The organism is Dokdonia ponticola (genome assembly GCF_042653865.1).
GTDB classification, from domain to species: domain Bacteria; phylum Bacteroidota; class Bacteroidia; order Flavobacteriales; family Flavobacteriaceae; genus Dokdonia; species Dokdonia ponticola.
In genome coordinates this window covers 60,805-79,605 of the sequence record NZ_JBHSFV010000015.1, presented here as the reverse complement: position 1 = coordinate 79,605, position 18,801 = coordinate 60,805, and the positions used below count along the sequence as shown (strand labels likewise).

Below are 18,801 nucleotides of genomic sequence, written 5' to 3'. Positions count from 1 at the left end.
GAAAAGGGATGAACGAAGTTGAGGGTTTGGTTTTTAAAAACAGAGATTCAGCATTTTAAAAATAAATAAGAACGTGTGAGATGAGATATCCGTCTGAATTTACACTGAGTGTAACCGAAGTGCGGATATATAATGAAAAAATAAACACAAGAAGAGAGTTCTCCCTTCAGGGGCTAGGGGACTGCTATAGAAAAGAAGAAATATGGAAAAGGAGAATATTCCCCCTTCGGGGGCTAGGGGGCAAATCGTCATCATAGATTATGGAGCTGGAAATATCCAGAGTATTAAATTTGCGATAGATCGTTTAGGATATACAGCAATATTAAGCCATGATCCCCAGGAAATAAAAAACGCCGATAAAGTAATTTTCCCTGGTGTAGGGGAGGCGAGTAGTGCCATGAAAAAGCTTAAAGAAAGTGGTTTAGATACGCTGATTCCTACCTTACAACAGCCTGTTTTAGGCATCTGTTTAGGCATGCAATTGATGTGTAATTATTCCGAAGAGGGTAATACTGATGGATTAGGAATTTTTGATGTAAATGTGGTACGCTTTAGTGAATCTTCCTCGCCAGCAGGCAGGGATGTGAAAATTCCGCAAATTCAATGGAATAGCATTTCAAAGCTTTCATCGCCTCTTTTTAAGAATGTAGCAGAAGACGCTTTTATCTATATGGTGCACAGTTATTATGCCCCAGTTACTGATCAAACCATTGCAGTGAGTGATTATGGAATTCCGTATAGTGCCGCTTTCGCGAAAGCGAACTTCTACGGAACACAATTTCACCCAGAAAAAAGTAGCCGCGTAGGAGAACAGATATTGAAGAATTTTTTACAATTGTAAAAAATAAAAGTAGAAATTAGAATAACGAAATTTAGAAATAGAATTGAATTGCCCCTCGAGCGCAGTCGAGAGGTCTTAAAATGAAACATAGTAATAGGTTCAGCTTGCGACTAGCAAAAAAAAACAGAGATTAGAAAAACGAAATTTGGAAATTAAGTAGTTATGGTAGACATGAAAATAAGAACGAAGAAATTTGCAGTCGATTGTTGGAATCTCTGCTCACAATTACCTAAAACTCGTGAATACAATAACCTCGTTTTTCAATTATTAAAGAGTTCTAGCTCAGTAGCGGCTAATTGGAGGGCGTCGCAACGTCCAAAATCAGAAGCTGATTTTATAAATAAACTTAAAATCGTTGAAGAAGAAGCAGATGAAACCTGCTTTTGGTTAGAATTAATTATAGAGATAAGAGATGAAGATACGACCGAAGTAGAACGACTTTGGAAAGAATGTGATGAACTGTTACGGATTACAGTAGCTTCAATAAAAACAACAAAAAATAAACAAGTAAAGTAGTTCAACATTCGTTTTTCTACTTTCTAATTTGAGAATTATTAGCCAAGCTATTCGGATTTACAGTAGCTTCCATTAAAACAACAAAATAAACAAGTAAAGTAGTTCAATTTTCGTTTTTCTACTTTCTAATTTGAGAATTATTAGCCAAGCTATTGGGATTTACAGTAGCTTTAATAAAAACAGCAAAAAATAAACAATCAAAGTAGTTCAACATTTCGTTTTTCTACTTTCTACTTTTGAATTATGAGAATCATACCAGCCATAGACATTATAGAAGGAAAGTGCGTACGCCTCTCAAAAGGGGATTATGACACCAAAAAAATATACAATGAAAACCCGCTAGAAGTTGCTAAAAACTTTGAAGCGCATGGCATCAAGTACCTACACCTTGTCGATCTTGATGGCGCTAAAAGCAAACATATTGTCAATCACAAAATTCTAGAGCAAATCGCTTCTAAAACGAGTTTAAAAATTGATTTTGGTGGTGGATTAAAAACCAATGAAGATCTACGAATCGCTTTTGATAGTGGGGCTTCACAAATCACAGGGGGAAGTATCGCGGTAAAAGATCCGGCAGTATTTGAAAATTGGATCACTACCTATGGATCGGATAAAATTATTTTAGGCGCTGACGCCCAAAATGAAAAAATTGCGATCAATGGATGGCAAGAAGAAAGCACCAAAGACTTACTTCCTTTTATTGCTGGGTATATGGAAAAAGGAATTTCGTATGTCATTTGCACCGACATTAGTAAAGATGGCATGTTGGAAGGCCCTAGTTTTGACTTATATGAAAAAATTATACGTTCTTGTCAGCCAGCGCCTGTCAAAGGTCAAAACAAAGAGGTGCTTCGACAAGCACAGCGTGACACTGCCATTAAACTCATCGCCTCTGGTGGAATTTCTACCTTTGAGGAACTTCCTAGATTGGCTGCACTAGGCTGTGAAGGGACGATTATAGGAAAAGCGATTTATGAGAATCGCATTTCTTTAAAACAACTCGAACACTTTATTTTAAATCAATAAGTATGGAATCACCTTGGGTTACTGATTTTAAGGAAAACACACTGTATCGCATTGATGAAAGTACGCGTATGGTGGAGATCGCTTTCGCGAAAGCGGCCTCCTTCACTCATCCCAAACCCGTGGAAGATTTGATATGGAAACGTCCAAACCCTACGAGTAATAGTATTGGGAATCTGATACTACATCTATGTGGAAATATGACGCAGTATGTGATTTCGAGCCTCGGAGAACAAGAAGATACACGTGATCGGGATGTTGAGTTTGAAACCAGCGAAGGGTTTACAGCCTTCCAACTGCTTGAAAAACTAAAAGAAACAGTTACCTCGGTAAAAGAAACCATTCAAAAAGCTACAGAAGCGCAACTTCTTAAGAAAAGAAACGTACAAGGCTTTTATTTTTCAGGAATGGGGTGTGTGATTCATGCGGTAGAGCATTACAGTTACCACACGGGACAAATTGCCTTTTGGGTAAAACAAGTAGTGAATCGTCCGCTTGGATTTTATGACGGACAGGATTTGAATGTTAAAAATGAGTGTGGAGGTACGAGCGACGAGTAGCGAAAGTTTGAACGACGAAAATTTGAGTTTGCAATAATGAATCATTAGCAATTACAGTAGCATGCATTAAAACAGTTAGAAAAAGAATAACCAATTAAAAAAATAGATAGAATTACTGCTTTTGAATTCATTATTCGTCGCTCGTAATTCAAACCTCGTACTTTTAAACATGATAACAAAAAGAATAATACCCTGTTTAGACATCAAAAATGGTAGGACCGTAAAGGGAACTAATTTTGTAAATCTGCGTGATGCAGGTGATCCAGTAGAATTGGCAAAAGTATACTCAGACACAGGTGCAGATGAGCTTGTATTTCTTGACATCTCTGCCACCGAAGAGCGTAGGAAAACCTTATCTGATCTTGTATTACGTGTCGCCTCACAAGTAAACATTCCTTTTACCGTAGGGGGTGGGATCTCTTCTGTAGAAGATGTGGATATCTTGCTTAAAAATGGTGCGGATAAAGTATCCATAAACTCAAGTGCGGTAAAACGCCCAGAACTGATTAATGAATTGTCAGCCAAATTTGGCTCTCAGTGCGTTGTGGTGGCGATAGACGCAAAATATATAGATGGCGAATGGATTGTGCATCTAGTAGGAGGAAAAGTACCTACAGAACGTCGTCTGTTTGATTGGGCAAAAGAAGTAGAACAACGAGGTGCAGGAGAAATCTTATTCACCTCTATGGATCATGACGGTACCAAGGATGGGTTTGCCAATGTAGCACTAGCACAACTCTCTGAGGAACTAAATATCCCTATCATCGCAAGTGGCGGTGCAGGAACGATCCAACATTTTAAAGATACATTTACAGAAGGAAAAGCAGATGCTGCGCTTGCAGCAAGTGTTTTTCACTTTGGAGAAATACCCATACCAGTATTAAAAAAAGAATTAAAAGCGCAAGGTATTACCGTGCGTATCTAACCTCAAAATAAAAGAAAAATGACAATCGACTTTTCAAAATTTTCAGATGGCCTCGTTCCTGCAATTATTCAGGATGCAGAAACAAAATCCGTACTCATGCTTGGGTATATGAATGAAGAAGCGTATGCGCAAACAATAAAAACACAGCGTGTTACTTTTTTTAGTAGAAGTAAAAATCGTTTATGGACCAAAGGGGAGGAGTCTAATAATTTTTTAGATCTCGTAGATATAAAAATAGATTGCGATCAAGACACGCTATTGGTGTTTGTAGAGCCTATGGGACCTGTATGCCATAAAGGAACAGATACGTGCTGGGGAGAGCGCAATGTGCCTCAATATGGTTTCTTTTCACATCTAGAGGAGGTGATACGAGATCGTAAAGACAATCCTGAAGACAATCCAGATTCGTACGTAGCTGGCTTATTCAAAAAAGGAATCAATAAAGTTGCTCAAAAAGTGGGTGAAGAAGCTGTAGAAGTAGTCATCGAAGCAAAAGATGATAATGACTTATTGTTCTTAAATGAAAGTGCCGATTTACTCTTCCATTTTATGGTGCTATTGAGAGCTAAAGGATTTGGTCTTCGTAGTGTCGAAAAGACATTAATCTCTAGGCATAAGTAATCAATAAAACGTACGTATAGTTAGTATCACTAATTGGATATTTTCCTTTTTGGAAAGGTTGAGTACGCTTTCGCGAAAGCGGTATTTGTCAGAAATTATTAATACATCCTCTCATCCCTCTGTAGGAGTGAGAGGATGTTTATCATTGTTTTTTTAAAGATTAGAAACCATATCTATCATGGCTTCTACATTTGGATATTTTAAGAGTTTTTCTTCAGATTCTTTCAGTAAAGCCGCGAGTTCTTCTTTTTTAGTAACAATAGCTTTTACCTTACTATCTATTAGGTTGTGCATCTCATCCGGATCTTTTTCTAAGTTATATAATTCGTACTCGGTAGGATAGCTTCCTAAGGCATGAAAATAGTAGGTATACTTCCAAGTTTTAGTACGTATGGAGCGAACTCTATTAGCCGCAAACACTGCTGATGGGACATCGGCAGAACTTGCTTTGGTATCATCAAAGGTAAACATGATAGATTCCTGAACTTCTGTATTGTCTCTCATAATAGGAACAAGGTTTTTTCCTTGGAGTGACTTTGCAGGTTTCTTAATCCCTACCAAGGCGGCAATCGTGGGCATGATATCAATGAGTGATGCCAAGTTATCTGACGATTTTAAGACTTTATCATCATCTTTTGGAAATAAGATAGGGTTGGAGATGACCATGGGCACTCTTAAAGTCTCTTCATAAGCATTAAACGCTTTTTGTCGCATACCACCATGCGCCATTCCCATTTCTCCATGATCTGAAAGTCGAATTACCACGGCGTCGTTGGCTAATTTCTTGCCATTTGTGGCTTTGTATAACTCATCGATAAACTCACCTATTTGTCCGTCTATTTTTTTAAGGGTATGTCCGTAAAAATTGATGTAATTTAATTTGTCCTCTCTTGTTGGTAATGCGCCTAATAATTTTCCTGCAAATTTCTGAATCTGAAATTGCGCCATAGGCTTATTGTTTTTCAATAGATCTTCTGTGACAGATTTTGGAAGATGAATCTCTCTGGATGACCAATCACTTTCATAATACCCATAATCTGTACCATTAGGATAGGCTAATACATCGTGTGGATTGACCAATGATAAGACGAGGCAATACGGAACTCGGTCGGCGCCAGAGGCTCGTTGTTCTCTAACCTTTTTCAAGTATTCAGTTCCTTGTTTAATATACATTTCATCATGATTTGCATATCCGCCGCCAAAGTTTTCAGGTTTTACATCTTCTCCAGCATCGGGTGCGACCCATCCTTGAAAACCCGTTAAGGCGATTTGTGAAGCGCTTAAATCATTTTCGGTGTCTCCTTTGTTTAAATGCCATTTGCCTCTGTACTGTACGTCATATCCTTCTTCCTGTAACATTCTCGCCATATTAAAAAGGCTAGGATCTAATGTGATTTCTGCATCCGAATAACGACCTCCCCACGTAAGGGTTTGTGTCACGCCATGATGGGCAGGATAAGTGCCTGTAAATAAAGTAGCTCTACTGGGTGAACACATACAGGAATTACAAAAAGCACGATTAAAAGAAAAACCATTTTCTTTCAGAAAGGTCATGGTTTTTAAATTAGTAGTTTCCCAATTTTCAGGAAAATGCTGGGTAGCTCTTTCTTGATCGGTGATAATGATAATTAGATCAGGTTGCTCTGGTAATTGTGCACGTCTTTTAGAAAAACTCATAGTGTATTTTTAAAGGTTAATTTTATAAAATTACATAAGCTTCTGTAGTGATTTTACCGTAGTATTACCTGATTATTAGATAGATAAATGTTTGATCTACCATGTTTTTATTGGACGATCTAGAATGAAAAGAAAAACCATTGCGATTCGAGAAGTCAAACCCGAATGCAATGGTTTTTACAGAAAAACTCTTTGTGCGTTATATTAAGGTAGCTGTTCGTTTATGATGTCTAGTGTTTGTGCTATCCAATCTTTAGAGAAATCTAATGCCATTTGCGGTTGGATACCCACCATCTCATAGTCAATAAACTTATGGAAATTCATATCGGTTGGGTAGAAAAGAAAGTTCCCGGTAGGGGATTCATAGCCTGTTCCGTAGTTGAGACCGTAGGCTATAATTCCGTTGGTACGTTGGCCTAAATGAACTGCATTGTCAAGTTTTCTAAGTTTTAAGGTAAACTGTTCTCCATTACTTCCCGTAAAATAGTTGGTAAGGATATACACCTTTGCACCTGATTTCTTCAGAATCTTTACAAAAGGATCACTGTATTTCGAGTTTCCACCAACGTTGTTGCGTAGATCCACAATAATATTGGACGCTTTTATTTGATCTTTATAGGTAGCGTAAAATGTTTTAAACGCGTCTACATTGCTTTCTCTATTGGAAAACGATCCAAAATATAAATACTGTGTATCTTCTGTGAGTTGTTTAAATTCCCAATCTCCGTTTTCTTCAGGGGCTTCTGTAAAGTTTGGACTATCTAACGGTTTTTGTAATCCCCATAATTTTCCATTGTACGCTAACATTGATTTTTGGAACCATAACATTCGAGTATACGGATGATAGCGTAATACTTGATATTCGTCTCCTTGGATGTTATGAATGTAGTATGCTATTTGCCCTTCACCCCAAAAATCTGACGTCGATTTCAAGACAACCGCGACATATTCTCCAGTCTTAGCGGTCTCATACACTGCTAGCTCACCTACATATTTGTCTACATAAATACCTTCTATAGCGTCAAAAAAGGTTTTTGCTAATCGAGTGCGTAAGGCATTTAGATTTTCAGAAACGGTGGGATGGTTTTTAAAGATTTCTGATTGCTTAAATTGAGCGACATAGAGGCTATCTTTATATTGCTCGGACGTAATAGGTGCGTTATTTGATGAGAGACTTGCATGTTTGTCTTTGACGACACTTAGGAGTGTATTTAGTTTAAACATGCAGTCAACTTGAGTGATAGGTGTTTCCATTTCGGCAGAAAGGGAAGTATATACTTTTTGGAATTCGGCGACTTTATCTCCTTTGATTTGTTTTTTGTAAGAGATCATGTCCTCCATTTTGGAAGCTAAAAAATCTAGGTCTTTTTTACAATCACAGAATTCGGCTGTTTGTGTTGTTTGTGCTCCTGCCTGTCGTGCTATATTTTGCGCACTAGCGGCAGACATGTTCGCGAAAGCGAATACAGTAATACATACAATAGTTACAATAGTAGTTAATGACGTTTTCATAAGTTAGTTTTTTACGTTTGACTTCTGATTCAAAAGTATTAGTAAAAACTCGCTTAGACTAGTATATACGGTGCTTTGGGGTGAAACATGTCTATTTTGTGGTGGAATTTATAGCTGATTTTACCCTAGTGGCGTAGGTCTTGGATATTGGGATGAAAATATCATTAGAAGCGACCACGCCTAACTTGCCATTTTCGGTTTTCCAGGATTGAAAATGATACGGATTTAGTAAAAAAGAGCGATGTGTACGAAGCAATTTTGGGAAACTCGTTTCAATCACGGAGAGTTTATTCCGGATTAATTGTTTTTTAAGGATGTTGTTATCCAAAAAAGAAACCTCCACATAATTATCTGATGATTGCACACAAATTAAATCATTATACAATAATCGTAAACTCTCATAGTTTCCTTCTCCTTGAATTTCGATTTTAGCATCTTCAAGGCGTTTGTTTTTATATTTTCCTAATGCCCATCTTCCTAAAAGAACGATGGGAAGAATCGTGAGTATGGCAGGAATAAAAATGCCTGTAGTGTAGTACCATAAACTATAGGGATTGGGTTCTCCACGCACAATCACAAAGCTATAATAGCTACGTGCTAGGATAAATGAAAATATAACAAATACTAGATTAAATAACACTTCGTTTTTTAGCGACCATTGTTTTTCTGATCGCTTATACATATAGCTTTGCAACGGAAGCATGATGGCATAGCACAACGCACCAATAAGGCCATACACTGGGAGATAGATGAGTTTTTCGCGGTTACTAAACTCATTAACATCCAGCGGTTCTGTAAAGAATAAAAACACAAAAATCCATAGGGCAAGCGCTAAGCCTACGAGTAAATGGTGTTTTAAGGAAGCATCAAAAGGATATTTTTTCAAGCGTATTTTTTTGAGATTCTAAATATACTGCTTCTTGTGTTGCAGTCAAAAGCTGTTTTAAAAACTACCTGTAATACATAAAATTTGCTTGTTCAGATCATCCTAGTCTAGGGTCAGTATTTTGGTATAGGTCACATACTTTTCTGCTTTTAGTACGTCCATTAGTGGAGCATAATCGGCTTCTTTTTGCGTATGCATTAGGATAATTGTGCTTTCTGTATTTTTATCGTAAAACGTAGTCAAAAAGGACGTATTCTTGGGGATTTTCTTAGGGAAGTCTGGAAACTGCTTTTGGAGTATCGGCACAATGGTTTCATGCTCTTGATCTACAACGATGAGTTTTGTTCTATTGCTTTCGCGAAAGCGTGTCAACGATTTTTCATTATTAATAGGACTCATAAAATACGCCGATCGCATTCTAAAACGTTCTCTAACCCCTGCAAAATAGGCATCCATGGTGGATTCTTCTTCACTTTGTGAGAAGAGGTTGAGGTTATTCATAAGAATATCAAGATCTACAATGGCTTTTGGAAAAGCTTCGCCAAAAAGGACAATCGCTTTTTCTATAAACGCCTGATCAATGGTTCGGTTGGTGTCCATATAGGTTTTTACCAAGGGATATAATTTTTTTCCATACCCATTGACATACTCAAAATTATACCATTCTTTAGTGTCTAGTTGGCCATTGAGTTGCTCATACGCCCAACCATTTCCCACAGCCGTGGCGAGTCCTTCATCAAAAAAATCGTATGCTAGGGGCGCATAGGGATTGGTCGATGTTGTAAACCACGCATCAATATTTTCTTGTAATTCCAACGGTTGTGCATCAAATAAAATATGATTCATCTCGTGAATGGCGATGCCTATAATATCTTCGGCTTCTTTTTCTCTTTTAGAAAGATAGGAACAGATCAGGTTATTTCCTTTGGGAATTGCTGTCGTGCCACCTCTTTTAAGCGGAATGGGGTATAGCATGATTTTGAAAGGCGTTGTTTTGGACCAATTACTTCCTAAAAACACATCGACTTTATTAAATAAAGTTTCTATCTGCGAGCTGAAAGGACGTAATGCTTGCTCCATTGCCATGCGTCTCGTTTTGGTAGGTTCCCATATATGCTTGGTGTAATAAGGAAGTACATTTTTTAAAATATCTGTAAGTTCTGTGTGATCATTAGGAGGTAAAAAACCAATGGTTCGGATCGCAAAGTCATCGACACTCGTCGAATTTGCGCTGGCAATCCATAATAAGTCCATGGTGCTCGTAAAAGGATGTCTTTTTTCAGGGAATTGCTTACGGTGAATACTTGATTGTACCTCTATTTTTGAAAAACGTGCTGCTAACGATTGGAATGCCGGATCACTTCCTACAAGAGAATCTATATATGTTTTGTAGGAAGGTGCGGTGCCTGGCTGATTACTCGCAGCAGAAATAAAGGTCAACGAACCTAGAATCTGATTGTGTTCTATTTTTATAAAGTCTTGTTGTGCAAAAAGAAATGCCGGAATGCATAGAAGTATGCATAGAAAAGATCGTGTTTTCATTGATTTGATTGATGTTGATTGGTGATAATTGCTATTGTAAAGGACGAAAAAAATATTGAAACGTTACGTATTTTTCATGATTTTGGCACTACCACCAAACTACAAAACACTTATCAATACTGTGATCTGCTTTCTTAATCCATAGCATAGGTGCTCTTTTTACCTGATGCTTTGCGTGAATTTTGGGGAGTATTTCTTGATGCGAAGACCAAGACACTTCATTATGTGGAATATGAATCCATTCAGATTTATAGGTAATGTAATAGGTATGTGCTTTAAAATCATCCAATTCAAAATCATGCATGTGCACCCAATAGCCTACTATACAGTCTGTTTGCAAAGGCGCTATTGAGGGGACACTTGTGTGATAGGGCGTGAATATCTGTCCCATAAACAAAACTTTCTGATTAATCTCCGTAGGATCAATACCAAGGGTTGTAAGCGTTTGTATTCCTTCTTCTGTAAAAACTAAGGGTAATTGCTTCTGTTTGGTTTTTTCTAGTTTGGCAAAAAAAGCATCTTTCCGATTCGGTCCTACGAGCTGATGTATAGGATCAGCGATGGTTGGATCTATGATGTAAAATTTATAGGTAAGTTCTAGATGAAGGAGTTTTTTACTGTTTTGATTCGTCTCTTGACAGGTTTCGCGGAACTGCCTCGCCGGCAGGCTAGAGCGTATCAAAAAATCTAATTCTCCTACTGTATCATTTCCTTTTTTAATCTGAATATTATGGGCAATCACTTCATACGGATCTAGATGTGATACTAACTGATGAAAAATATATTCTATCTGATGTCCAAGTCGTAATTTCTCAGGAATAGGTGTCGGCTCAAAATGAGTAAGATCCAGCGGTGGGAGTTCAAATTGCTGGAGTCCAAATTGTGTTCCTTTCCAAAGGGGAGAAGATGCTAAAAAACCATGTATATGTTTCACAATTCAAAGATACTATTTGTCTAAGTATCTACGTATTGTTGCGCCTTCTTATATGCGCGTATATTCCTAAGGTAATGAGTAAAGGGTCATCAGTGTCTGTTTCCATAGTACCGCTAGCAAATGATGGATGGTAGGTATAGATGATGTTGTCGTCATGATACATTTTAAAACGGCTACCCAATAAAGAATCATACTTCATTTGATAAGCCGTTTGTTTATATGTTATGGAAACAGATCGTTTCCAAGTATGAAATATCAATATAGCCATAGGTTCTGATGCTCTAGTAGCATATAGTTCGAGGGTTTTTCCTAAAAAACCAGTCCTTTTACAACGATACTCTTGGTGAAGCAACTCCATACGGGTTACCCCAAAAAAATTGATAGAAAAGTACCCAATGTTTTTGTGATCTCTCGCTATTGCTGTTTTAGAACTAAATATGTTTGATTTCCAAGTGTATTGCGTCATCTATAAAGGAGCTGTTTCCTAATAAGTAGTAAAGCTTTCATAGATGTTACATCTTTTTAGTGTAACACACCTTTCTCTGCATTGTTTTTACTAAACAGGTACAAGAATACGCCTACGAGTATAACAATGCTTGGCATTACATATGCATCTACTGGGCCTAAGACATCTCCCCATTTCATAAAAAATATACCGTATCCCATTTGAATAATGATGCATATTAATGATAGTAGAAATAATGGAATGGCAAGTTTCTTACGCATGAGTAGCATAATACAGGCAAGTACGCCACCTATGGTTGCAATACCATACACGATAACTCCCCAAGAAGGAGCACTTTCCATAAGTTCTAATTGTTCTGGAGGTAAAGCAGCTTTAATTTCGTCTGTCATCATAAAGTTTTCTGCTAGCCAAGAAAATAGTCCTACTAAATTCCATAAAAGCGCAATAATCGCTACGACCCAGAAGAGTGTTGTTGGTTTGTTTGAAGAAGTCATTTTTGTCGGTTTTTGGTTGTTTGTACCAACAATGTACAATTTTTTTCAATTTTGTTATTTGAAATAAAAATTTCAAACCTACATTCGTATCTATGTTTGACAAACGATTCTATTACTTATTAAAAATCCAATACTTAGGATTTCGATATCATGGGTGGCAAAAACAACCTGATGTGCTTACCGTAGAGCGTATGATGGAACGCACATTTTCGTATGTGTTAGGTCATAAGAATTTTAAGTTATTAGCTTCTGGTCGTACGGATGCTAAAGTCTCTGCAAATGTGGCGTATGCGGAGTTATTCTTAAAAGATGCTCCTTTGCCAGAAGACGACTTTTTAAGGCTTTTTAATGATAATTTACCACAGGATATTCGTTGTTTGGAAATTACTGAAGTAGATGAGCAATTTAATGTCATGGATGCGCCCAAAGAAAAAGAGTACCTCTATCTTTTTTCTCATGGCGCAAAAAATCATCCGTTTGCTGCACCTTATATGGTGAATATTGCAGCAACACTCGATATTGATCTTATGAAAGAAGCTGCGCAGTTGTTTGTGGGAACCCATGATTTTAGGACCTACGCCTATAAACCGAATCCTGAAACTAGAACTATCAATACGTTAGAAGTCAGTGAGATTGTCACTAACGATTTGTACACGGCTAGCTTTTTTCCAGAGGAGAGTTTTATATTTCGCGTATGCGGAAAAGGATTTAAACGCCATCAAGTGCGCTTAATGATGGGAACGCTTTTTGATCTTGGGCAGAGTAAAATAAATCTGGATTTTATCAAACAAACGCTTGTTCCTGATAACGGCATCAAACTAGAACATATCGCACAACCTAGCGGTTTGATGCTTCATAACGTACGGATTTAATCTTGTGAAAATAGTATCTTAGTATTTTAAAAAAATAGTGATGACAACCATACCCAAGACTTCTTTTTTGTTTTTAAAAGCGCTCAAAGAAAATAATCATCGTGATTGGATGACCGATCATAAAAAGGAATATCAAGCCAGTGAAAAGGCACTCAAAGCCTTTTATGCTGATATCCAAGCTGGACTCAATCAGCATGATGAAATTGAAAAACTGAAGGTGTTTCGTATCAATAGAGATATTCGGTTTAGTAAAGATAAGACGCCGTATAATGTGCACCGAAGTGCGAGTTTCAGTAGGGCAGGGGCACATCGTAGAGGAGGGTATTATTTACGATTAGAGCCAGGTAATAAATCGGTAGTGGCGGGTGGTTTTTTTAATCCAGAGCCAAAAGATTTGTTACGGATTCGCACCGAATTTCAGATGGATAGCACAGAGATTCGTGAGATTCTTTCTGAGCCCGCTTTCGCGAAAGCGTATGGAGGTCATTTTGAAGCTTGGGATCCTGTAAAAACAGCACCAAAAGGCTTTAGTAAAGACGACCCCAATATTGATCTCATCCGACTCAAAAGCTTTTTTGTGTCACACAGCTTTACAGATGCTGAGGTGCATGCTGCCGATTTTGGAGAAAAAGTACTATATCACTATCAGTTGTTACGTCCTTTCTTTGATTTAATGAGTGATGTATTGACTACCGATTTAAACGGCGTTTCTCTGTTGGATTAGTTATTATTCTTGCGTTTCTTTCTAGCCACAAAATACACTACAATCAGCAGTATTGGTAATGCAATAAAGACAATCAACTCCACAGGAGACGACGGATCAATGGGTGCATTACTTTGATTTTTTGGGATTTGCACTAACTTACTTTTGTCAAAGTCAGAGGACGTTCAAATACCTGTACGTTACTAACAAGGCGTTCTTTTGCAATATTCATCATACGCTTATTCAAAGCCGATGAGTTTTGAATATAAGTGAGATATTCTTCGACTGTAAACTGACCAATGATAATCCCTTTAAGGCTATTACGAAATTTCATGTCTTTTTGAATCGCATTCTCCATATAATCGATTCTTTTTTCAATAGAAAGACCGTAAAATACATTTTTGTGCTTTGCAATATAGTTTCTGAAAACTTCAATGAGTAAAGGGCTTTGAAGTTTCATGATCGGTCGGATGGTTTCGTTTTGAAACCGCTCCTCGCTACTCATTTGATCGTATACCCTTGCCGAAGGAATTTCCGGGCGTATGCGTTTAATATCATTAGGCCTGTCGTTCATAATTTGAGTTTTACTAAAAATACGAATAGGAGGTATGCTTTCGCGAAAGCGCACGCAGAGGTTATCAACCAGTTATTAACTAAAAAAAGGTCGTCTAAAAACGACTAGACTTCATTAAGATTATCTTTTTAAAATTGCTTTATAATAGATACTAAAACTACCCCACATAGTATCATAATTATCTGGTGTGAAATCTTGTATGTTACCAATCACTAAACTGTCAGCACTAGCTACTATTAAATCAATATAGTCAGAAGGGTACAGTCCATCATTTAAAATTATTTCGTTTCCTGTGTCTGATAATTTCCAATTGCCGTTTGCAATCGAGTTATCAGATTCATATTTAGTGTAGGTTAAATCATCTGAAAATAGGAAAGACATCTTTTTAGTTTTAAGTGATATTAACTGGGGTAGTTCGGTCTCCCAATATTTACCCATCTGTTTGATTGTATCTAGTTTAATAACTTTATCTATTTTCCATGTGTAATTTTGGATATGATGTTGGATTTCTTGTTTTTTAACCTCTGAGATATATTTTATTTTTTTTAAACTAGCTTGAACATCAGGATTCCTAAGAGATTCTAATGTGACTAGAGAATCTCCCTGATACTTTTTAATTCTATAAAGCTCGTCATCAGTCTGATTAAAGGTCTTAACAAATAGTTGATTGTTATTAATAGTCACCACATCCCATTTATCAATTATATCCATAAAACGACCTTCTTGAAGGTTTTTTTGAATACACAATTTATCTTCTAAATCATCAAAATATGGATAGTCAGTTAGTATTAATTCTCTTTTAAAATCATTGTATGATAGAATCCAATGTTTATGTTTCCACAATGCTGGTTTTTGAATCTCAGTGTGTTCATTGCCTAATCTGACAAATTTTACTCTAGCAATATCAATAATGTCTAATATTATGCTATCAGAGTATTTTGCATATGTAGTAGCCCAGAGTGTATCGTTTACATATAATTCTTCATTATCTAAACGATACTCATGTGATTGGCTATTTTTTTCATAAACGTTTCTAATACTTAATTGACTGTCTGTAAAGTGCAATATTGCTCCATCTACAACACTACATCTAGTGCTTGGAGGAATAGGGGATGAGTCTACTGCTACCCAATAAGAGTTAGCCAAATCATTTTTCGTGCAAGAAATTAGAAGGAATATTATGAATATAGATGGAAGGAATATTTTTTGAATACGATACATAGGAATTAGAAAATTTCGTTTTTTAATGAAAACATAAGTAATCATTTGTGATATCTGTGCTACAAATTACTTTTATGTTACAATGTCATTAGTTATTTTAATACTAAACTATAATTTACTTAATCAGCTAGCTACTAACTAAAAAAAGGTCATCTAAAAATATGCTTTTAGACGACCTTTTAAGTCTGTGTTTGAAATAACGTTGATTACTTCAAGAAATCTTCTTTGCTTTTGAATTCCATAGCAGGAAGGTTTTCTTTTTCTAAATACTTCGTAAACTTTGATAAGCGCTTACTTAAGATTTTGTCCAAATCGGTAGCGGCTTTTTCATATCGATCAGAAAGTAAGGCAAGATTCTCTAATTGCGCTTGACTTGGCGCTTCATAGTTGGCAGCGACATCGCTGTATAACTGGCCTAATTTTTCTCTTAACTGAGGAGGCGCAGAATCTACATAATTATCACCCGAAGTAATCACCAAGGTATTTTTCAAGGCATTGAGTTCGTCGATCAGTGGTTTTGCCACTTTAGATGCTTTTGCATTGGCTTCTATCGCTTTTTCTCCCGTTTTGATCATTTCATCCATCTTATACACCATATAGGCGAGGTCTTCCTGTAGATCAAATAACTTCTGAGCAGTAGCGTGTTGTGCTTCTCTTTCTTTTTTGGTAATGAAAGATTTAGGATCGTTTTGAATCTTAAAGGTAGTTTCATAGGTGTCTTTTCCTTTTTTAAGAATCGCTTTATACGTTCCTGCTTTTGCTCTCATCGGTTGGAATCCACCTTGACTGATGGTTTTTCCAGCAGCATTTTTAGGTGCTTTTGTGTTATATCCCCAACGAACGATATTAATCCCTTTTGATTTTCCTGGGGTTAATGTAGTAACTTCATTACCCTCCATATCTTGGATTTCTAAAGACATTTTTCCAAATGTGTGTCTTTTTTGTAGGTAATACTTTAACTGTAGGGAAGTCCCTGGGTTTCTTCCTACAAATTCTAGTTCAGTGCTTCCACCGCCAAAGCCACCTTCTTCGACCATGGTGCCTGTTTTAGTTTCAAAGAAATGTACTTTTTTGGCTAATACATCCTGTGTTATCTCACGTAAGGTACTAATGTCGTCTATAATAATAACGCCACGTCCATGAGTACCAGCAACGAGATCATTGGTTTTCTTTTGAAGATCCAGAAAATGAACCGCTGTGTGTGGGAAATTGTTTGTGAAATGTGACCAGTTTTTACCGCCGTTTACAGTGATGTATAATCCGTTTTCGGCACCTAGGAATAATAAGTCTTCATTTACATAATCTTCTTGAATATTACGCGCAAAAATCGGAATATCATCGGTAACAATGTTTGTCCATGTAGCACCGTAATCTTTTGTTTTATATACATACGGCTTCATATCGCCACTTGCATGACCGTCAAAAACTGCATAGGCAGTTCCTTTTCCGTGCACACTTGCTTCGATATGATATACCCACGTATTTGCAGGAACACCTGAAATATTTGCCGTTACGTTTGTCCAGTTTTTACCACCATCTTTAGTGACCTGTACATTTCCGTCGTCTGTTCCTACCCAAATGATCTTTTCATCTAGAGGTGACTCAGCAATGGTAAAGATCGTGGTGTGCTTTTCTGCTCCAGAAGTATCGTTAGAAAGCCCCCCTGATTTTACAGGTTGCTTTGCAGGATCATTAGTGGTTAAGTCTGGAGAAATAATTCGCCACGTATCTCCCATATCATCACTTACATGTAGATATTGGCTTCCCATATAAAAACGATCCGGTTGATGAGCACTAATCGCCATTGGCGCATTCCAGTTAAAACGTAAATCATCATATCCACTAACAGGAAGTGGTTTTACATTTTTGGTGTAATTACGCTCCATATCATAACGCCATACATTGTCGGCGCCTTGCATTTCTGAATAGAGGATTTCTTTGGTAGGGTGTTTTAACACTCTAAAACCATCACCTACACCCACACGTACCCAATCACGAGCTTCTATACCACCTGGCGAGGAAGAAGGGCCATACCAAGAACCATTGTCTTGTAAACCACCATAAATGCGATAAGGCTCGGCATCATCTACGCTAATATGGTAAAATTGTGATAACGGTAAGTTACTTACAATCTCCATCGTAGTCCCTTGGTTCCATGAACGGTATACACCACCATCAGTTCCTACGTGCATTCTATCAGAATCATTAATATCAAATACAATATCATGGATATCGGAGTGCATATTTCCTAAAGACACAAAGGTTTCTCCTCCGTCTTTAGAAATTGACCCACTCAAGCCTCCTTTGACTACAACATCTGGATTTTTAGGATCTACCACAATTCTAGAAAAATAAAACGGACGAACGGTTAATGCAAAATCACTATTGGTTAATTCCCACGTTGCTCCCGCATCATTAGAACGGTATAATCCTTTATCTTTTTCAGATTCGATCACCGCATACACTCTATTAGAATCAGATGGAGCTACGGCAATACCGATACGTCCTAAGATTCCATCTGGAAACCCGTTATGTATTTTATTCCACGTAGCACCACCATCTGTAGTCTTGTATAAAGCACTCCCTTTTCCTCCAGAATTGAAATCCCATGCGGTACGTCTGTGTTCCCACATTGCAGCATAAAGTACATTTGGATTATTTGGATCCATCATAAAATCAGCAGCTCCCGTATTTTCATCTACATATAAGATGTTATTCCACGTTTTCCCACCATCAGTTGTTTTATAGATCCCACGCTCTGTGCTTGGACTCCAAAGTGCTCCTAAAACAGAAACATAAACCACATCACTATTTTCAGGATGAATCTCAATACCGGAGATTCGCTCTGAGTTTTCAAAGCCCATTTTATCCCAATTAACACCCCCATCTTTTGATCTGTAAAGGCCGTCACCGACAGAGACAGAGTTACGAGTCCAGATTTCTCCTGTACCTACCCATACTATATTATCTGGATCATTAGGATCTACGGCTACTTGACCTATAGATTGGATATGTTCTTCAAAAATAGGAGCATAGGTAGCACCTCCATCGTTGGATTTCCAGACACCGCCGCCAGCAGTACCTGTGTAAATGATTTGTGGATTGGTTGGGTGGACTTCCATATCGATGATACGTCCACTCATCAGTGCTGGACCGATTTGTCTAGCGGTAATGTCGCCAAAAAGTTCTTTTCCCTTAAGAACAATTTCTTGTGCACTTCCGACTAAAGTAAAGGATGCAAAAAGACATCCTAAAAATAAGTTTTTAGTTTTCATGTATTTTAAAATTTTTATTTCACAAAAAATGAATCAAATAAAAATTTCTTGCATAAATCAACCGCTTTGCTCCTGCCTGCCGGCAGGCAGGTTCGCATAAAAAATTTATTTTGGTTTGGTTGGCATGCAAAAAAATAATTTTATTTATGCTCATTTCAT

At 37.3% G+C, this 18,801-nt stretch carries 19 protein-coding genes; 8 read left to right on the top strand and 11 right to left on the bottom strand.

The features are described 5' to 3' along the window. The first annotated feature begins 202 nt into the window (after window positions 1-202). The 6 genes from hisH to hisIE all read left to right on the top strand — a co-directional run bounded on the left by hisH (window position 203) and on the right by hisIE (window position 4,486). Window positions 203-841, top strand: a complete 639-nt coding sequence (gene hisH, locus ACFO3O_RS19780; RefSeq protein WP_379982078.1) for an imidazole glycerol phosphate synthase subunit HisH — start codon at window positions 203-205, stop codon at window positions 839-841. 171 nt (window positions 842-1,012) lie between these two features. Next, window positions 1,013-1,357, top strand: coding sequence for a four helix bundle protein (locus ACFO3O_RS19775; protein WP_379982076.1), 345 nt, complete (start codon window positions 1,013-1,015; stop codon window positions 1,355-1,357). 243 nt (window positions 1,358-1,600) lie between these two features. Next, window positions 1,601-2,383, top strand: a complete 783-nt coding sequence (locus ACFO3O_RS19770; protein ID WP_379982074.1) for a 1-(5-phosphoribosyl)-5-[(5-phosphoribosylamino)methylideneamino]imidazole-4-carboxamide isomerase — start codon at window positions 1,601-1,603, stop codon at window positions 2,381-2,383. 2 nt (window positions 2,384-2,385) lie between these two features. Next, window positions 2,386-2,940, top strand: coding sequence for a DinB family protein (locus ACFO3O_RS19765; protein WP_379982072.1), 555 nt, complete (start codon window positions 2,386-2,388; stop codon window positions 2,938-2,940). A gap of 169 nt (window positions 2,941-3,109) precedes the next feature. After that, window positions 3,110-3,865 (top strand): imidazole glycerol phosphate synthase subunit HisF, encoded by a 756-nt coding sequence (gene hisF, locus ACFO3O_RS19760; RefSeq protein ID WP_379982070.1) that lies wholly within the window; start codon window positions 3,110-3,112, stop codon window positions 3,863-3,865. Between the two features lie 18 nt (window positions 3,866-3,883). After that, the gene (gene hisIE, locus ACFO3O_RS19755; protein WP_379982068.1) at window positions 3,884-4,486 is read left to right on the top strand and encodes a bifunctional phosphoribosyl-AMP cyclohydrolase/phosphoribosyl-ATP diphosphatase HisIE; all 603 of its coding nucleotides are present in this window, start codon (window positions 3,884-3,886) and stop codon (window positions 4,484-4,486) included. 153 nt (window positions 4,487-4,639) lie between these two features. Here the strand turns inward: hisIE and ACFO3O_RS19750 are convergent, their stop codons facing one another. The 7 genes from ACFO3O_RS19750 to ACFO3O_RS19720 all read right to left on the bottom strand — a co-directional run bounded on the left by ACFO3O_RS19750 (window position 4,640) and on the right by ACFO3O_RS19720 (window position 11,997). After that, entirely contained in the window at window positions 4,640-6,163 is a 1,524-nt protein-coding gene (locus tag ACFO3O_RS19750; RefSeq protein WP_379982066.1) for a sulfatase-like hydrolase/transferase, read from the bottom strand. A 204-nt stretch (window positions 6,164-6,367) separates the two neighbouring features. Further along, window positions 6,368-7,675 carry a S41 family peptidase gene (locus ACFO3O_RS19745; protein ID WP_379982064.1) on the bottom strand — a complete coding sequence of 436 codons (1,308 nt, stop codon included), beginning with the start codon at window positions 7,673-7,675 and terminating at the stop codon, window positions 6,368-6,370. A 91-nt stretch (window positions 7,676-7,766) separates the two neighbouring features. Continuing rightward, window positions 7,767-8,561, bottom strand: a complete 795-nt coding sequence (locus tag ACFO3O_RS19740) for a LytTR family DNA-binding domain-containing protein (RefSeq protein ID WP_379982062.1) — start codon at window positions 8,559-8,561, stop codon at window positions 7,767-7,769. Window positions 8,562-8,663: 102 nt separating this feature from the next. Next, complete coding sequence (locus tag ACFO3O_RS19735) at window positions 8,664-10,103, bottom strand: hypothetical protein (RefSeq protein ID WP_379982060.1); 1,440 nt, start codon at window positions 10,101-10,103, stop codon at window positions 8,664-8,666. A gap of 88 nt (window positions 10,104-10,191) precedes the next feature. Next, a complete protein-coding gene (locus ACFO3O_RS19730; protein ID WP_379982058.1) occupies window positions 10,192-11,037 on the bottom strand; it encodes a DUF1853 family protein in 846 nt (281 codons plus the stop codon). A 28-nt stretch (window positions 11,038-11,065) separates the two neighbouring features. After that, window positions 11,066-11,503: a hypothetical protein gene (locus ACFO3O_RS19725; protein WP_379982056.1), complete on the bottom strand. Its 438-nt coding sequence runs from the start codon at window positions 11,501-11,503 to the stop codon at window positions 11,066-11,068. A gap of 56 nt (window positions 11,504-11,559) precedes the next feature. After that, the gene (locus tag ACFO3O_RS19720) at window positions 11,560-11,997 is read right to left on the bottom strand and encodes a hypothetical protein (RefSeq protein ID WP_379982054.1); all 438 of its coding nucleotides are present in this window, start codon (window positions 11,995-11,997) and stop codon (window positions 11,560-11,562) included. Between the two features lie 92 nt (window positions 11,998-12,089). Here ACFO3O_RS19720 and ACFO3O_RS19715 point away from each other — a divergent pair, with 92 nt between their 5' ends. Both ACFO3O_RS19715 and ACFO3O_RS19710 read left to right on the top strand, forming a co-directional pair. After that, window positions 12,090-12,869 carry a tRNA pseudouridine synthase A gene (locus tag ACFO3O_RS19715; RefSeq protein WP_379982052.1) on the top strand — a complete coding sequence of 260 codons (780 nt, stop codon included), beginning with the start codon at window positions 12,090-12,092 and terminating at the stop codon, window positions 12,867-12,869. Between the two features lie 40 nt (window positions 12,870-12,909). Further along, the gene (locus ACFO3O_RS19710; protein WP_379982050.1) at window positions 12,910-13,593 is read left to right on the top strand and encodes a DUF2461 domain-containing protein; all 684 of its coding nucleotides are present in this window, start codon (window positions 12,910-12,912) and stop codon (window positions 13,591-13,593) included. Here ACFO3O_RS19710 and ACFO3O_RS19705 read toward each other — a convergent pair. From ACFO3O_RS19705 to ACFO3O_RS19690, 4 genes are all read right to left on the bottom strand, one after another. Next, on the bottom strand, window positions 13,590-13,727 hold the full coding sequence (locus ACFO3O_RS19705) for an adenylosuccinate synthetase (RefSeq protein WP_379982048.1): 138 nt from the start codon (window positions 13,725-13,727) through the stop codon (window positions 13,590-13,592). The genes ACFO3O_RS19710 and ACFO3O_RS19705 overlap by 4 nt on opposite strands. Continuing rightward, on the bottom strand, window positions 13,727-14,146 hold the full coding sequence (locus ACFO3O_RS19700; RefSeq protein WP_379982046.1) for a glyoxalase: 420 nt from the start codon (window positions 14,144-14,146) through the stop codon (window positions 13,727-13,729). The genes ACFO3O_RS19705 and ACFO3O_RS19700 overlap by 1 nt, the downstream gene beginning before the upstream one ends. Window positions 14,147-14,266: 120 nt before the next feature. After that, on the bottom strand, window positions 14,267-15,292 hold the full coding sequence (locus tag ACFO3O_RS19695) for a hypothetical protein (RefSeq protein WP_379982044.1): 1,026 nt from the start codon (window positions 15,290-15,292) through the stop codon (window positions 14,267-14,269). 281 nt (window positions 15,293-15,573) lie between these two features. After that, window positions 15,574-18,642 (bottom strand): WD40/YVTN/BNR-like repeat-containing protein, encoded by a 3,069-nt coding sequence (locus ACFO3O_RS19690; RefSeq protein WP_379982042.1) that lies wholly within the window; start codon window positions 18,640-18,642, stop codon window positions 15,574-15,576. Window positions 18,643-18,801: the final 159 nt, after the last annotated feature.

Bases quoted from the DNA above. Each gene is read 5' to 3' on its own strand.
- hisH (WP_379982078.1), top strand. From the start codon at position 203: ATGGAAAAGGAGAATATTCCCCCTTCGGGGGCTAGGGGGCAAATCGTC.
- ACFO3O_RS19775 (WP_379982076.1), top strand. From the start codon at position 1,013: ATGAAAATAAGAACGAAGAAATTTGCAGTCGATTGTTGGAATCTCTGC.
- ACFO3O_RS19770 (WP_379982074.1), top strand. From the start codon at position 1,601: ATGAGAATCATACCAGCCATAGACATTATAGAAGGAAAGTGCGTACGC.
- ACFO3O_RS19765 (WP_379982072.1), top strand. From the start codon at position 2,386: ATGGAATCACCTTGGGTTACTGATTTTAAGGAAAACACACTGTATCGC.
- hisF (WP_379982070.1), top strand. From the start codon at position 3,110: ATGATAACAAAAAGAATAATACCCTGTTTAGACATCAAAAATGGTAGG.
- hisIE (WP_379982068.1), top strand. From the start codon at position 3,884: ATGACAATCGACTTTTCAAAATTTTCAGATGGCCTCGTTCCTGCAATT.
- ACFO3O_RS19750 (WP_379982066.1), bottom strand. From the start codon at position 6,163: ATGAGTTTTTCTAAAAGACGTGCACAATTACCAGAGCAACCTGATCTA.
- ACFO3O_RS19745 (WP_379982064.1), bottom strand. From the start codon at position 7,675: ATGAAAACGTCATTAACTACTATTGTAACTATTGTATGTATTACTGTA.
- ACFO3O_RS19735 (WP_379982060.1), bottom strand. From the start codon at position 10,103: ATGAAAACACGATCTTTTCTATGCATACTTCTATGCATTCCGGCATTT.
- ACFO3O_RS19725 (WP_379982056.1), bottom strand. From the start codon at position 11,503: ATGACGCAATACACTTGGAAATCAAACATATTTAGTTCTAAAACAGCA.
- ACFO3O_RS19720 (WP_379982054.1), bottom strand. From the start codon at position 11,997: ATGACTTCTTCAAACAAACCAACAACACTCTTCTGGGTCGTAGCGATT.
- ACFO3O_RS19715 (WP_379982052.1), top strand. From the start codon at position 12,090: ATGTTTGACAAACGATTCTATTACTTATTAAAAATCCAATACTTAGGA.
- ACFO3O_RS19710 (WP_379982050.1), top strand. From the start codon at position 12,910: ATGACAACCATACCCAAGACTTCTTTTTTGTTTTTAAAAGCGCTCAAA.
- ACFO3O_RS19700 (WP_379982046.1), bottom strand. From the start codon at position 14,146: ATGAACGACAGGCCTAATGATATTAAACGCATACGCCCGGAAATTCCT.
- ACFO3O_RS19690 (WP_379982042.1), bottom strand. From the start codon at position 18,642: ATGAAAACTAAAAACTTATTTTTAGGATGTCTTTTTGCATCCTTTACT.